This is a genomic window from Serratia sp. AR11 (assembly GCF_056376275.1).
Genome location: NZ_CM150739.1, coordinates 1614227 through 1627718, shown reverse-complemented (window position 1 = coordinate 1627718; position 13492 = coordinate 1614227). Strand labels below are relative to the sequence as shown.

The following is a 13492-nucleotide window of genomic DNA, read 5'->3' as shown; positions in this document are numbered from 1 at the left end:
AAATGCGGCCATTTGAATTATTTTTGTAGGATATTTAAATTGATCTAAATCAATTCTGGCGAAATGGTAAGTGGCGAGAAAAATAAGCGATCTGAGGAGGTTTTATTAAGCCGCCGATCTGACTGGTAACAAGACGGACCGACGGTTGATTTTCAGGCAGGATGCTGAATGCGGAAGGCCAGAATCAGACGCATAAACCCTGCCTGATTAAGGCCAAGTTTGCGCATGATATTCAACTTATGGGTACTCACCGTTTTGTAACTGCGATGGGTGACACGGGCGATGCGCCGCGGATCGCTGTCGGTAATCATCATCGCCAGTATAAGCCATTCGCTGCGTGAAAGAAGCTCCACGGGCTGGGTCAGCGCCGCCTGAATACCCGGGCTGCGAAACCCCACTCCCGTGTCGGCAACGGCTTCGAGCAGACAATCCAGCGGATCGCCTTTTGCCACCAGGGATAAATGCGTCTCTGCCGCCAGCATCGCCAGTATGCTGGCGTTAGTCACTTCAGTAAATATGATCAGCGGTGTCTTCGGCCAGAAATCATTAATCGTCAGAATGAAGCGTAATACATCATACAAATTCTCACTTTCATTATACAACTCCATAATGAGGAGTTGTTTCTCATTCTCCTTCAGCACAGCCTCTATTTCTCTGATGCTGTAGACAAATTGGTAGCGCGTTGGCTCGGGTTCAATAAGTGCCCGTAATCCTTTTCTTACCCAGGGATTGGGTTCAAAAAAGAGAATAGCCTCTTTGAAAGGAATATTCGTCATAATCTATTACCGTAATTTAGGTATAAAAATAGCGATTGAGGCGGAAATGCTGCATTAGTAGCCAAAAGGCAAAGCTTAAGTTATTAATATCAAGGTGATAATATTGGCGGCATATTCCTTTCCCCCGGGGTGGTGTTCATCCTGACACCGAGTAATGATTAATTGATAATTGCTGCTTTGTCGCTTTCAAGACCAGAACAAATTTCGACCCTGTGCTCACGCAAAATGCGACAACGCAGGAAAAATAGCCGGGAAATACCGGAAATGTAGGAGCGCACCTGGTTACTACGCACCACCAACAAGAACTCGTCGCCGCTACACTCTGCCGTCTGCGGGGCGGCATAGGCCAGAATGTCACGACTCAGGCCGGCACTGACGGCAACCGCAGCGCCGGGCATCGACATAAAAACCTTACAGCTGTTGGCCTTACCCAAATAAATCTCCTGCCGGGAAACCGAGCCGGTGAGGTAACAGCTAATCGCCACCACCAGCATAATCACCCCCAGTGCGACGATGCCGGCTATCGTCCACCAACGTCGGGAATAGCCGGCATACACTGTCCCGACGCCCCCCGGCTTTCCGGCCGATGATGCTATTTCCGGTTGAACAGAGGCATGCGGAATAACAGACGTTTCTTCGTCGGTGAAGCTGTTTTCCGGCCCGTTACAGTGTTCAACTATTATTTCATAGCGCAGCATAAAACCGACCTTGGGTACGGTGGCGATCACCTCTTCCTCAATGCCCAGGTTTTTAATTACCCGACGTAGCTTGCTCACGCACTGGTTAAGATTATTGTTACCAGAAACCATGCCATAATCGTCCCAAACCTTCTTGAATATCACTTCCCGGCCAACTGCCTCACCATGATGGGTAATCAATAGCAGCAGTAGTCGCTTTGAAGGATTGGAAATAGGGATGGGGTCATCAGAGAACTCCGTTAGGCTCAGGGTGCCCGTATCCACATCAAAAATGATGTGATCGTTTAATCTATATTTCATTTTTTAGAGGTCACTCTAGTGATTATTTATCGCCGTCGTTAAATGTTAATAAAATATTAAGCAATATTTAATCAGGTTAATCAGTAATTCCAGTCTCCAATCGCAATGAAAATCAATTAACGCCACAGAATGGATGTTTCTCGCCTTACTGTTTTCGATATAAGATTTTTCTCATAAACCATAACCAAAGATTATACAAACATCACAATCATTGATATATTTATATGTAAAAGTTCTTAAAGTTAGTTTTTTGTTTTGTAAATTATCGCCTTTAAGCTAAAAATCCTTCCTGCTCATTTAATGCAAGCATTTTTAATGAAAAAATAATAATGCATAATTTTTGATGACACTATATTTAACCAAAAATCAAAGGGTAAAGCGTAAAATAGACGCAATTTACGGCAGGATTAATCTTTTGATTCGGGGGTTATAGAGACAATAACGGGGAAAATGAAAGTAAATGGTTACGAATACATTTGCGCCAATAATACCCTGCGTCACTATATTAGTGATGCAAAGATTAGTCTCAAACGGCGGGATTAAATTAATCTGCGGCGGGAAATATCAGGCTAAAGGTGATCCGGGCGGAGTTATTCCCTCCGGAGCAGTGGGCACGAGTGACACCGCCGTGCAGCGTCATGATTGCGCGGACGATCGCCAATCCCAGCCCGCTGGCATGGCTGCCGGAACTGCGGGCAGCATCCGCGCGGTAGAAACGGTCGAACAACTTATCAAGATGGGCTGGAGCAATAGCCGGCCCCTGATTAACCACCTGTACAACCACTTCCCCAGTCTGCTGAGTGAGGGTCTGGAGTAATATCTGGCTGTTCTCATCGGCATAACGCACCGCATTGGCCACCAGATTGCTCAGTGCACGTTGGAACAACATGGCATCCGCCAGCAATTGCCCTCTGCCTGCGCAAACCAGCGTAATACCGCGCTCTTCCGCCAGGCCTTCAAAATAATCCGCCACCCGTTGCAGCTCTTGCGCCATATCAAGGCGACTGACGTTCAGCACCGCTTGCCCTTCGCCGGCACGCGCCAGAAACAGAATATTTTCTACCATGCGCGAAATGCGTTCCAGTTCATCCATGTTGTTCGACAACAGGGTTTCATACTCCTCCACGCTGCGTGACTGATACAGCGCCACCTGACATTGCCCCATTAACGCGCCCACCGGAGTGCGGATCTCGTGCGCCAGATCGGCGGAAAACTGCGTCAGCCGTTGATAGCCTTCGTTCAGGCGATCGAGCATGGCATTAAACGAACGAGTCAGTTGCTGCAATTCCTTCGGCGCCCCCTGCTCGCTCAGGCGAGTCGACAGCGTATTCGGTGTGATCACCGCCGCCTGCGCTGCCATACGCCATAATGGCTGTAAGCCACGGCGCATCACCCAATAACCCAGCAATGCGATCAGCACAAACGCCACTATCACCGCAGCGACAATTCGCCAAAGATAACGCGCCAGCATCTTCTGTTCATTGAACATCACATGGGCCGCCGAGATCTGCAGCAGGTTGCCGTCCTCCAGTCTGACCAGCGCCGAGGCGGCTCGCAATGGCACGCCTTGCGCCGTCTGCCCGCTCTGTACCGCACTCAACCGCTGCGGTGTGCCAACCGGCGTCGGGATCATCGGCGGCAGGCTCACCCTGGCCGGGTTAACGTTGATTAACGACTTTTGCCCAGATTGCTGAAAAATCAGCACGTCCTGCTCGTTCCCCAGCATATTTTCAAACAGGCCAGTGTTCGCCATCAGCTGCTCGAGGGGAAAACGCCGGCTCAGTAAATTACGGTAATACTCCACCCGACCGGTGACCTGCAAATCGCTGCGGAAGGTCATCTCCTGACGCATTGCGTCGTACAGGTACCATCCCGCACCGCTGACGACCAACGCCGCCACCAGCGCAAACAGCATAGCGCTGCGCAGCGTCAACGACAGCGCACGCCAACGCTGGACCAGAGCCTTCATGAACGCGGCTCGCAAACGTAGCCGATACCGCGCACGCTGTGGATCAGCTTGACGTCAAAGGGCCGATCAATCTTGGCACGCAACCGCTTGATCGCCACATCCACCACATTGGTATCGCTGTCAAAGTTCATGTCCCAGACCTGCGAGGCGATCATGGTGCGTGACAACACTTCCCCTTCACGACGCACCAACAGATGCAACAACATGAACTCTTTGTTGGTCAGCGGGATCACCTGCTCCTGCCGTACCGCTTTGCGGCGCAGAACGTCGAGCTGCAGATCGGCAATAGCATAGTGGTCGGCCTCACGTACCGTGCCGCGCCGCAATAAGGTGCGCAATCGCAACACCAGTTCAGTGAAGGAAAAAGGTTTGATCAAATAATCATCTGCCCCCAGCTCCAGGCCATGAATACGATCCTGCACCCCGTCGCGGGCGGTCAGAAACAGGATCGGCACATCGCTTTTCTTGCGCAGTACCTCAATGATCTGCCAGCCATCCAGCCCTGGCAGCATCACGTCGAGCACAATGGCGTCGTAAGCATCCTCAAGAGCCCGAAACAGGCCGTCGGTGCCGTTACGCGCCAAATCGACGCTGTATCCGGCCTCGCCCAGCCCTTTCTTCAGGTAATCACCCGTACTGATGTCGTCTTCAACTACCAATATCCGCATTGTCGCCACCTCATTACACCTGCGGAAATACTAGCAGCTTCGGCAGACATGCTTGATGACATTAATGTCATTAAATCGACATGGTGCTGTCCCTGTTGTTCAACCATGCTTAACCGGCAACCTAAACAGAGGAGAACATTATGATTACCCGTCATCGTTTTGCCGGTTTACTGCTGTCCACCCTGATGCTGTGCAGCGGAGCCGCCGCTGCGGCTCAAACGCCAGGGAAAGTTATTGCTCCACTGCGCGGCACTATCAGTCAGGTGACCGACAGCAGCCTGCAAATTACCGACCGTAAAGGGGAAACGGTCAATGTGAAACTCAACGACCAGACGAAGGTGCTGAGCGTTTCAAAAGGCACGCTGGACGACATTAAACCGGACAGCTTTATCGGCACCGCCGCGGTCCCCCAAGCGGACGGCAGCCTGAAAGCGCTGGAAGTCCACGTGTTCGCAGCCAGCCTGCGCGGCACCGGTGAGGGCCATTCGGCCTGGGAATCTGCCGACGGCAAGGTGGATACCATGACCAACGGCACCGTCGGTAAACTGGTTAACTCCAACGGCCGCACTCTGACCGTGACCTACGGCAACCAGCAGAAAACCGTTAACGTGCCGGAAGATGTGCCGATCGTGACTCTTGATCCCGGCGATCGCAGCCTGCTCAAACCCGGTGCGCACATCGTGTTGTTCTCCGCCACTGACGATAAGGGCGAACGCGTCGCCACCCGTATTTCTGCCGGCAAAGACGGCACCGTTCCGCCGATGTAACTCGGGAGTCGATGATGAAAACCAACGCGCCACGGCCGGTGCACCGCTGGCCGGTACGCATTACCCATTGGATTAACCTGTTTGCCATGGTCTGCATGTTCATGAGCGGCTGGGAAATCTACAACGCCTCACCGCTGTTCGGCTTTCGCTTCCCGCCGCAGGTCACGCTCGGCGGTTGGCTGGGGGGCGCAATTGGTTGGCATCTGGCGGTCATGTGGCTGCTGGCAGGCAACGCGCTGTGCTATTTCCTGTGGAGCCTGTTCAGCGGCCATTTCCGGCAGGATCTGCTGCCGCTCACCGCCGGTACGTTAAGACGCGATATCTGGCAGGCGTTAACGCTGCGGCTAAAACATCAGCACGGCCGTTATAACGCCATTCAAAAGCTAATGTATCTCGGCGTACTGATTCTCGGGCTGTTGCTGGTGCTCTCCGGGCTGGCAATCTGGAAACCGGTGCAGCTACAAGGGTTGGTAAGCCTGTTTGGCGGTTTTGATATCGCGCGTTATGTGCACTTTTTCGCTATGTCCGGCATTGGTTTATTTGTGGTGATCCACCTGCTGATGGTGATGATCGTGCCGCGCACGCTGTGGGCAATGATTACGGGTGGCAAGCATGAATGATAAAAAACAGCGCCCTGCGGCACCGACGCTGGAGCCGGCGCAAAAGAAACAATTGGTCAATCTGCAGCGCCGCCTGATGTTGCGTTCCGGCCTGACGCTGGGCGGCATCGCCATGCTGAGCGGCTGCAACCTGCAGGACGGCGATCAGGTCGATAAAGTGTTGTGGGCAATGTCGCGCTGGAACGATCGGGTGCAGGCCTGGCTGTTCAGTGGCCAGAAGCTGGCACAAACCTATCGCCCGGACCAAATCACCAATCCCTTCCCGTTTAACGCGTTTTACCCCGAGTACAACGTGCCGGAAGTGGATCTGGCCAGCTATCAACTGGAAGTCTCCGGCAAGGTAGAGAGAAAAGCGCCCTGGACGCTGGAACAGCTGCAGCGCCTGCCGCAGCAAAGCCAGATCACCCGCTTGATCTGTATCGAAGGCTGGAGCGCCATCGGCCAATGGGGCGGCGTGCCGCTGCGTAACTTCCTGCAGCACGTCGGAGCGGATCTGAACGCGCGCTATGTTGGCTTCAAATGCGCGGACCGCTATTACTCCAGCATCGATATGGCCACCGCGCTGCATCCACAGACCATTCTGGCGCTGGATTTCGGCGGCAAGGCGCTGCCAGCGGATTACGGCTACCCGCTAAGGCTGCGGGTACCCACCAAGCTGGGGTTCAAGAACGCCAAACATATCGCCGCTATTTTTGTCAGCGATACCAACCCCGGCGGCTACTGGGAAGATCAGGGTTATAACTGGTTCAGCGGAATTTAGTTTTCTGCGCAGCACTGCGCAGGATCCCCGCGGACGGCTGGCACAGATATCCCGTCGCTGCTAATAATTCACCATTAACAAGGAAGATAACTATTGGAAAAGTAATAATAAAAAGGATTTTATCATGGAGATTGATGCTATGGAGCGCTATACGCTACGGGCGGGTGAATTCAGATAACAGTAAGCAAAAGTGACGAAAAAACTGCAGAATATTATCTGGATTTCAAAAAGATCACTCAAGAAATGCGAGCATGGTTTGCGCATGTTTATACCGACCCAGACTTTTTAGATAACGCTTATGCCATAGAGTTTTATGATATCAAAGCACTAAGTCTTGCCACCAGACAAGGACGCTCCGCATTCGATACCTATACCCCCATGGGGTATACATTTTCTGAACGTGAGCGCCTGTTCGTCGATGGGATAGGTAAAACTATTATCGTCTTCGTTACCCAATATCAGGCAAAGCTCGTTTTTAGCGTACCTTTAAGACCCGCCCTGGCCAAAATCTATGATTCACTATTGAAAAAACATGCTCAAAGAGTACAGTATTTATACAAAATGGAATTCATAAAGGACGGTTTATATGTCATCGAAATCTAACGTCTTGGATCAATCACAGGAGCAAAGCTCGAATTTTTTGAGTATTAAAGAACAGCGCTTGCAGGCCTTACAAGCTTTCCATGATGCCTGGTGGGAACAAAGATGCCAGGAGTGGCGTGAACGAGGTTGCCTCGGTACGCCAGGGCGGGTCATCAGCCGCTACCGTTCCAACGAAACGTCATAATCCCCATTTGGGGGTTTTCTGTTTTAGCCAATCACTCCCCGGTCGTCATCAGCGTAATATCCGCCTGCTGGATAGCCTCGCGCGCGGCGGCTGGCAGGTTGTTATCGGTAATAATCGCGTCAAATGCCGTTATCGGCAGTGCCAGATAAGTGGCAACTTTACCGTATTTAGAGGTATCGCTGAGTAGAATGCAGCGGCGGCTGGCATCCACAATGGCTTTCTTCACCATCACCTTGTCTTCGTTCGGCGTCGACAGCCCACGCATGCCCCATGACGAAGCGGAAATAAACGCCAGATCGATAAACAGCCCGCGCAATGCCTGCGCTGCCGCTTCCCCCACGCAGGAGCGATTCTCACGGCAGACGGTGCCGCCGGTGTGAATGATTTTGCACTGGCTGTGTTCAATCAGGTAACCCGCAATCACGAAATCATTGGTGACCACCGTCAGGTCATCGCGATCGCTAATGTGCCTGGCCAGCGCCAGCGTCGTGGTACCCGCATCCAGATAGATACAGCTGTCAGCGGGGATCTGCCGGGCAGCCAACTGACCGATGGCCGCTTTCTGCTGGCTGTACATCCCTTCCTTGTCCTGATGCGAAGGCTCAATCGCCACCCGTTCTGCCGACTGCACGCCACCCGATACCGCCAGTACCGCGCCCTGCTCCTCGAGCTTTTGCAGATCGCGGCGAATGGTCATGTGCGACACCCCCAGCCGTTCGGTCAACTCAGCAATGCTGACCACCCCGCGTTCTGATACCAGCGCTAAAATTTGTTGATGGCGTTCTACAGGTATCACGGTTCCCTCTCTTTACCGCAGTGATAATAATTGTGATTTTACGTCAATTTTCGTTCGGTGAAAGCCTGCTGTTTTCAGGCCGTGAAGTCGCTCATGTTATCGGTTATTTTATTTTAATTTTTTAAAACAAATAGATAGAGAAAATTTATATTATTGGCTGATGTGAACCTTATTCACCCACTGTTAATAATTGTGACAACGATCGCTGATGACACACGACAAAGCGCTTATATTTAACACAACAAAACAAATTATCACTAAAATTAACAAGAGGTGCGCTATGACACAGCCAGCGGATTTTGCAGTTTGCATCGTAGGATTAGGTTCAATGGGCATGGGAGCGGCGAAGTCGTGCATTAATGCCGGACTGACCACTTACGGTGTCGATCTTAACCCGCAGGCGCTGGCCACCTTGCAACAGGCCGGAGCAAAACAGGCGGCGACCCGCGCAGACGACTTTGCAGCCGAACTCGATGCCTTGCTGCTGCTGGTGGTCAACGCCGCGCAGGTGAAACAGATCCTGTTTGGTGACAACGGCCTGGCCGCGAAGCTGAAGCCAAATACGCCGGTGATGGTGTCTTCCACCATTTCCGCGGCCGATGCCAAACAGATCGAACAGCAGTTACTGGCCCTGGGTCTGAACATGTTGGACGCCCCGGTTTCCGGTGGTGCCGCCAAGGCTGCCGAGGGCAAGATGACGGTGATGGCCTCCGGTGCCGAATCCACTTTCCGGCAGTTGCAACCGGTGCTGGACGCCATTGCCGGCAAGGTCTATCGCATTGGCGAAGAGATTGGCCTGGGGGCTACGGTGAAAATCATCCATCAACTGCTGGCCGGGGTACATATCGCCGCCGGGGCCGAGGCCATGGCGCTGGCCGCCCGCGCCGGCATCCCGCTGGACGTTATGTACGATGTCGTCACCCACGCCGCCGGTAACTCATGGATGTTCGAGAACCGCATGCGCCACGTGGTCGACGGTGACTATGCACCTAAATCGGCGGTTGATATCTTCGTGAAGGATCTGGGGTTGGTGGCGGATACTGCCAAAGCGCTGCATTTCCCACTGCCGCTGGCCTCAACCGCCTTCAATATGTTCACCGCCGCCAGTAATGCCGGTTTCGGTAAAGAGGACGACAGTGCGGTGATCAAGATCTTCGCCGGTATCGACCTGCCGCAAAAGAAGGAGAACGCATAATGCTGCTCGGCGTCATTGCAGATGATTTTACCGGAGCCACCGATATTGCCAGCTTTCTGGTAGAAAACAGCCTGCCGACGGTGCAGTTGAACGGCGTGCCGCGGGATGACCTGCCGGTCGAAGCGCAGGCGGTGGTTATCAGCCTGAAGTCACGCTCCTGCCCGGTGGCGCAGGCCATTGAGCAGTCGTTGCAGGCGTTGGCCTGGCTACAGCGCCAGGGTTGCCGGCAATTTTACTTCAAATATTGTTCGACCTTTGACAGCACCGCGCAGGGCAATATCGGCCCGGTGACCGACGCCCTGCTTGATGCGTTGGGTGAAAGCCAGACGGTGATTTCACCCGCGTTGCCAGTTAACGGCCGCACCGTATATCAGGGCTATCTGTTCGTGTCGGATCAGTTGCTGGCAGAGTCCGGCATGCGCCACCATCCGGTAACGCCAATGACCGACAGTAACCTGCTGCGGCTGATGGAAGCACAGGCTCAGGGACGTTGTGGGCTGGTGAACGCCGCAGAAATGGATCGCGGTGCCGGGGCGGTGGCTGAAAAACTACGGCAATTGGCACTGCTGGGCATGCGTTACGCCGTGCTCGATACCCTGAATGAACAGCATTTGCTGACCCAGGGTGCGGCGCTGAAAGATATGAAGCTGGTGACCGGTGGCTCCGGCCTGGCGATTGGCCTGGCACGCCAATGGGCGCAACCGGGGCAAGGCAGTCCACAGGCCGCAGGAGCGCCGCAAGGAGCAAAAGCCGTGGTGTTGTCCGGTTCCTGTTCCACTATGACTAATCAACAGGTGGCACGTTACCGTCAACAGGCGGCCGCTATGGCGGTCGACGTGGCGCGGTGCCTGAATGATGCCGAGCGCACGGCCTATATCACCGAGCTGGCCGACTGGGTGCAACAGCAGGCGAGTGCCCCGCTGGCCCCTCTGCTGTACGCCACCGCAGAGCCGGAAAAACTGCAGCAGGTGCAACAGCAGTACGGTATGGCCGCCGCCAGCCAGGCGGTAGAGTCGCTGTTCGCCGGGGTGGTCAAACAGCTCCAGCAGCGGGGTTTCAGCCGCTTTATCGTCGCCGGTGGCGAAACCTCTGGCGTGGTAACGCAGGCTCTGGGTATTCGCGGTTTCCACATTGGCCCCTGTATTTCTCCCGGCGTGCCCTGGGTGCGTGCCATCGATCAGTCTATTTCACTGGCCCTGAAATCGGGCAATTTTGGCGACGAGAACTTTTTCGCCCGGGCGCAAACGGAGTTCCCCCTATGACACTGACCACCGAACAGCAGGCGCGTGAAGAAATGGTACGTCTGGGGGCCTCGTTCTTTCAGCGTGGCTACGCCACCGGGTCTGCCGGTAATCTTTCGCTGCTATTGGCGGACGGCACGCTACTGGCCACCCCCACCGGATCCTGTCTGGGTGAACTGCAGGCCGATCGGTTGTCGAAAGTCAGCCTGAGCGGCGAATGGTTGTCCGGGGATAAACCGTCAAAAGAGATCAGTTTCCACCGCGCGCTGTATCTGAACAACCCGGAATGCAAAGCGGTGGTGCACCTGCACTGTACCTATCTCACCGCCCTGTCCTGCCTGCAGGGGTTGGACGTGGAGAATGCCATCAAACCCTTCACCCCTTATGTGGTGATGCGCGTCGGCAAGGTGCCGGTGGTGCCTTACTATCGTCCCGGTGATTTGCGACTGGCGGAGGATCTGGCCAAGCTGGCACCGACGCACCGTGCTTTTTTGCTGGCCAATCACGGCCCGGTGGTTACAGGTAATAGCCTGCGCGCCGCGGCGGACAACACCGAAGAGATGGAGGATGCGGCGAAGCTGATTTTCACCCTCGGCGAACGCCCGATTCGTTATTTGACCGATGATGAGATTGCCGAGCTACGGAGCTGAATCATGCCAAAATTTGCTGCCAATTTATCGATGATGTTTACCGAACTGCCGTTTCTGGAGCGATTCGAGGCTGCGGCCGTCGAAGGGTTCACCGCGGTGGAGTTCCTGTTCCCCTATGACTATCCGGCCGAGTTACTGGCGGAAAAGCTGCGCCGCCACGGCCTGCAGCAGGTGCTGTTTAATACCGCCCCCGGTAATGCCGATGCCGGAGAATGGGGGCTGGCGGCGGTTCCTGGCCGCGAACAGGCCGCGCGTGCCGATATCGACAAAGCTCTGGCCTATACCATCGCGCTGAACTGCCCCAGCGTACACGTCATGGCCGGTGTGGTTCCGCCCGGCGAAGATTGGCAACGCTACCGCGATACCTTTATCGGTAATATCCGCTACGCCGCCGACAGCTTCGCCCAACACGGCATCAAGGTACTGATCGAAGCGCTCAGCCCGCAGGTTAAGCCCAATTATCTGTTCTCCAGCCAGCATCAGGCAGCAAAACTGGTCGAAGCCGTCGATCGCCCGAATGTGTTTATCCAGTTCGATTTTTTCCATGCGCAGTTGGTCGACGGCAATATCAGCGGTCTGATGGCTGCACTGGCCGGGCGCTATGCCCATATTCAGATAGCTTCAGTACCAGAACGCCATGAACCGGACGACGGCGAACTCAATTATCCCTGGCTGTTCGCCCAACTGGACCGCCTCGGTTATACCGGCTGGATTGGCTGCGAGTACAAACCGCGTGGCGATACCCGGGCCGGTCTGGGGTGGATAAGGCCTTATCTGTAACAGGCCGATCCTGCGTACCTGACAGCAACAATATAAAAATTAAACGCACCCGTATCGCCAGCCGGCGATCGCGGTGCCTGACTCTTACCCGATTAAAGGCAATCCCATGTCCACTTCTCTGCTTTTGATAATTGCCGCATTAGGCGTAGTGCTGCTTCTGCTGATGGTGATCAAGGCCAAGATCCAGCCATTTGTCGCCCTGCTGGTGGTTAGCCTGCTGGTGGCGCTGGCCAGCGGTATTCCGACCGGCGAAGTGATGAAAGTGATGACCGCCGGAATGGGCGGCGTGCTGGGCTCGGTCACCATTATTATCGGTCTGGGCGCGATGCTTGGCAGAATGATCGAGCATTCCGGCGGGGCCGAGTCGCTGGCCCATCGTTTCAGCCAGGCTTTAGGGCCAAAACGTACCATCGCCGCGCTAACCATCGCTGCGTTTATTCTCGGTATTCCAGTGTTCTTCGACGTCGGCTTTATCATTTTGGCGCCGATCATCTACGGCTTTGCCAAGGTGGCCAAAGTTTCCCCGCTGAAATTTGGCCTGCCGATGGCTGGCGTAATGCTGACGGTGCACGTCGCGCTGCCGCCGCACCCTGGCCCGGTGGCTGCTGCCGGGTTACTGAACGCCGACATCGGCTGGCTGACCATTATCGGCCTGGCTATCTGCATTCCGGTCGGGGTTATCGGCTACTTCGCGGCTAAATGGCTGAACCGTAAGCCCTACCCGTTGTCGATTGAAGTGCTGGAGCAGTTGCAGCTGGCGGCCCCCGAGCCGGCTCCTGCAGGCAAAGCGCCGTTAAGCGATCGCATCAACCCTCCGGGGGCCGGGCTGGTGGCCGCGCTGATCGTCATTCCTATCGCGATCATCATGCTGGGTACCGTTTCCGCCACCCTGCTTGAGCCAGGTTCGGTACTGCGTGACACTTTATCGCTGATCGGTTCCCCTGCGGTGGCGCTGATGATCGCCCTGCTGTTGGCGTTCTATTTCCTGGCCATCCGCCGCGGCTGGAGCCTGCAACACACCAGCGACGTAATGGGTGGCGCGCTGCCCACTGCCGCGGTAGTGATCCTGGTAACCGGTGCCGGTGGCGTGTTCGGCAAAGTGCTGGTGGAGTCTGGCGTGGGCAAGGCATTGGCGGATGTTCTGACCACCATTGGCCTGCCGTTAATCCCGGCGGCGTTTATTATCTCACTGGCTCTGCGTGCCTCACAGGGGTCCGCCACCGTGGCAATCCTGACAACCGGAGGGTTACTGTCGGAAGCGGTCAGCGGACTGAATCATCTGCAATTGGTACTGGTTACCCTCGCCACCTGCTTCGGCGGGCTGGGGCTGTCGCACGTGAATGATTCCGGCTTCTGGATCGTCACCAAATATCTCGGTCTTTCAGTGGCTGATGGGTTGAAAACCTGGACGGTGCTGACCACTATCCTCGGCCTCAGTGGTTTCCTGTTCACCTGGTTGCTGTGGCTGGCGGTGTAATTTCTCTG

Annotated in this window: 14 protein-coding genes; 9 read left to right on the top strand and 5 right to left on the bottom strand. The window is 54.8% G+C overall.

Annotated elements, in window-relative coordinates; genetic code table 11:
- Positions 1-152: 152 nt before the first annotated feature.
- The 4 genes from ACSOSI_RS07805 to ACSOSI_RS07790 form a co-directional block, all read right to left on the bottom strand.
- On the bottom strand, positions 153-776 hold the full coding sequence (locus ACSOSI_RS07805; RefSeq protein WP_476706821.1) for a LuxR C-terminal-related transcriptional regulator: 624 nt from the start codon (positions 774-776) through the stop codon (positions 153-155).
- 158 nt (positions 777-934) lie between these two features.
- The gene (locus ACSOSI_RS07800; RefSeq protein ID WP_476706820.1) at positions 935-1774 is read right to left on the bottom strand and encodes a winged helix-turn-helix domain-containing protein; all 840 of its coding nucleotides are present in this window, start codon (positions 1772-1774) and stop codon (positions 935-937) included.
- 544 nt (positions 1775-2318) lie between these two features.
- On the bottom strand, positions 2319-3743 hold the full coding sequence (locus ACSOSI_RS07795) for a heavy metal sensor histidine kinase (protein WP_259188130.1): 1425 nt from the start codon (positions 3741-3743) through the stop codon (positions 2319-2321).
- On the bottom strand, positions 3740-4411 hold the full coding sequence (locus ACSOSI_RS07790; RefSeq protein WP_115182929.1) for a heavy metal response regulator transcription factor: 672 nt from the start codon (positions 4409-4411) through the stop codon (positions 3740-3742). Before ACSOSI_RS07790 ends, ACSOSI_RS07795 begins: the two co-directional genes overlap by 4 nt.
- Before the next feature lie 140 nt (positions 4412-4551).
- Between ACSOSI_RS07790 and ACSOSI_RS07785 the strand changes: the two genes are divergently transcribed.
- The 4 genes from ACSOSI_RS07785 to ACSOSI_RS07770 all read left to right on the top strand — a co-directional run bounded on the left by ACSOSI_RS07785 (position 4552) and on the right by ACSOSI_RS07770 (position 7161).
- Entirely contained in the window at positions 4552-5178 is a 627-nt protein-coding gene (locus tag ACSOSI_RS07785) for a hypothetical protein (RefSeq protein WP_012005930.1), read from the top strand.
- A 14-nt stretch (positions 5179-5192) separates the two neighbouring features.
- Positions 5193-5798, top strand: a complete 606-nt coding sequence (locus tag ACSOSI_RS07780; RefSeq protein WP_218216328.1) for a cytochrome b/b6 domain-containing protein — start codon at positions 5193-5195, stop codon at positions 5796-5798.
- Positions 5791-6558, top strand: coding sequence for a molybdopterin-dependent oxidoreductase (locus tag ACSOSI_RS07775; protein WP_115182932.1), 768 nt, complete (start codon positions 5791-5793; stop codon positions 6556-6558). Before ACSOSI_RS07780 ends, ACSOSI_RS07775 begins: the two co-directional genes overlap by 8 nt.
- A gap of 243 nt (positions 6559-6801) precedes the next feature.
- Complete coding sequence (locus ACSOSI_RS07770) at positions 6802-7161, top strand: hypothetical protein (protein ID WP_476706819.1); 360 nt, start codon at positions 6802-6804, stop codon at positions 7159-7161.
- Positions 7162-7376: 215 nt separating this feature from the next.
- On the opposite strand, the gene ygbI is transcribed toward ACSOSI_RS07770, so the two are convergent.
- Complete coding sequence (ygbI, locus tag ACSOSI_RS07765; protein WP_012005926.1) at positions 7377-8141, bottom strand: DNA-binding transcriptional repressor YgbI; 765 nt, start codon at positions 8139-8141, stop codon at positions 7377-7379.
- A 280-nt stretch (positions 8142-8421) separates the two neighbouring features.
- Here ygbI and ltnD point away from each other — a divergent pair, with 280 nt between their 5' ends.
- The 5 genes from ltnD to ACSOSI_RS07740 all read left to right on the top strand — a co-directional run bounded on the left by ltnD (position 8422) and on the right by ACSOSI_RS07740 (position 13484).
- Positions 8422-9336 carry an L-threonate dehydrogenase gene (gene ltnD / locus ACSOSI_RS07760; RefSeq protein ID WP_476706818.1) on the top strand — a complete coding sequence of 305 codons (915 nt, stop codon included), beginning with the start codon at positions 8422-8424 and terminating at the stop codon, positions 9334-9336.
- Positions 9336-10598 carry a 3-oxo-tetronate kinase gene (gene otnK, locus ACSOSI_RS07755; RefSeq protein ID WP_476706817.1) on the top strand — a complete coding sequence of 421 codons (1263 nt, stop codon included), beginning with the start codon at positions 9336-9338 and terminating at the stop codon, positions 10596-10598. The genes ltnD and otnK overlap by 1 nt, the downstream gene beginning before the upstream one ends.
- Entirely contained in the window at positions 10595-11227 is a 633-nt protein-coding gene (gene otnC / locus ACSOSI_RS07750; protein ID WP_261413103.1) for a 3-oxo-tetronate 4-phosphate decarboxylase, read from the top strand. The genes otnK and otnC overlap by 4 nt, the downstream gene beginning before the upstream one ends.
- A 3-nt stretch (positions 11228-11230) precedes the next feature.
- Positions 11231-12007 (top strand): HPr family phosphocarrier protein, encoded by a 777-nt coding sequence (locus ACSOSI_RS07745; RefSeq protein ID WP_476706816.1) that lies wholly within the window; start codon positions 11231-11233, stop codon positions 12005-12007.
- Between the two features lie 106 nt (positions 12008-12113).
- Positions 12114-13484 (top strand): GntP family transporter, encoded by a 1371-nt coding sequence (locus tag ACSOSI_RS07740; protein ID WP_476706815.1) that lies wholly within the window; start codon positions 12114-12116, stop codon positions 13482-13484.
- The last annotated feature ends 8 nt before the right edge of the window (positions 13485-13492 follow it).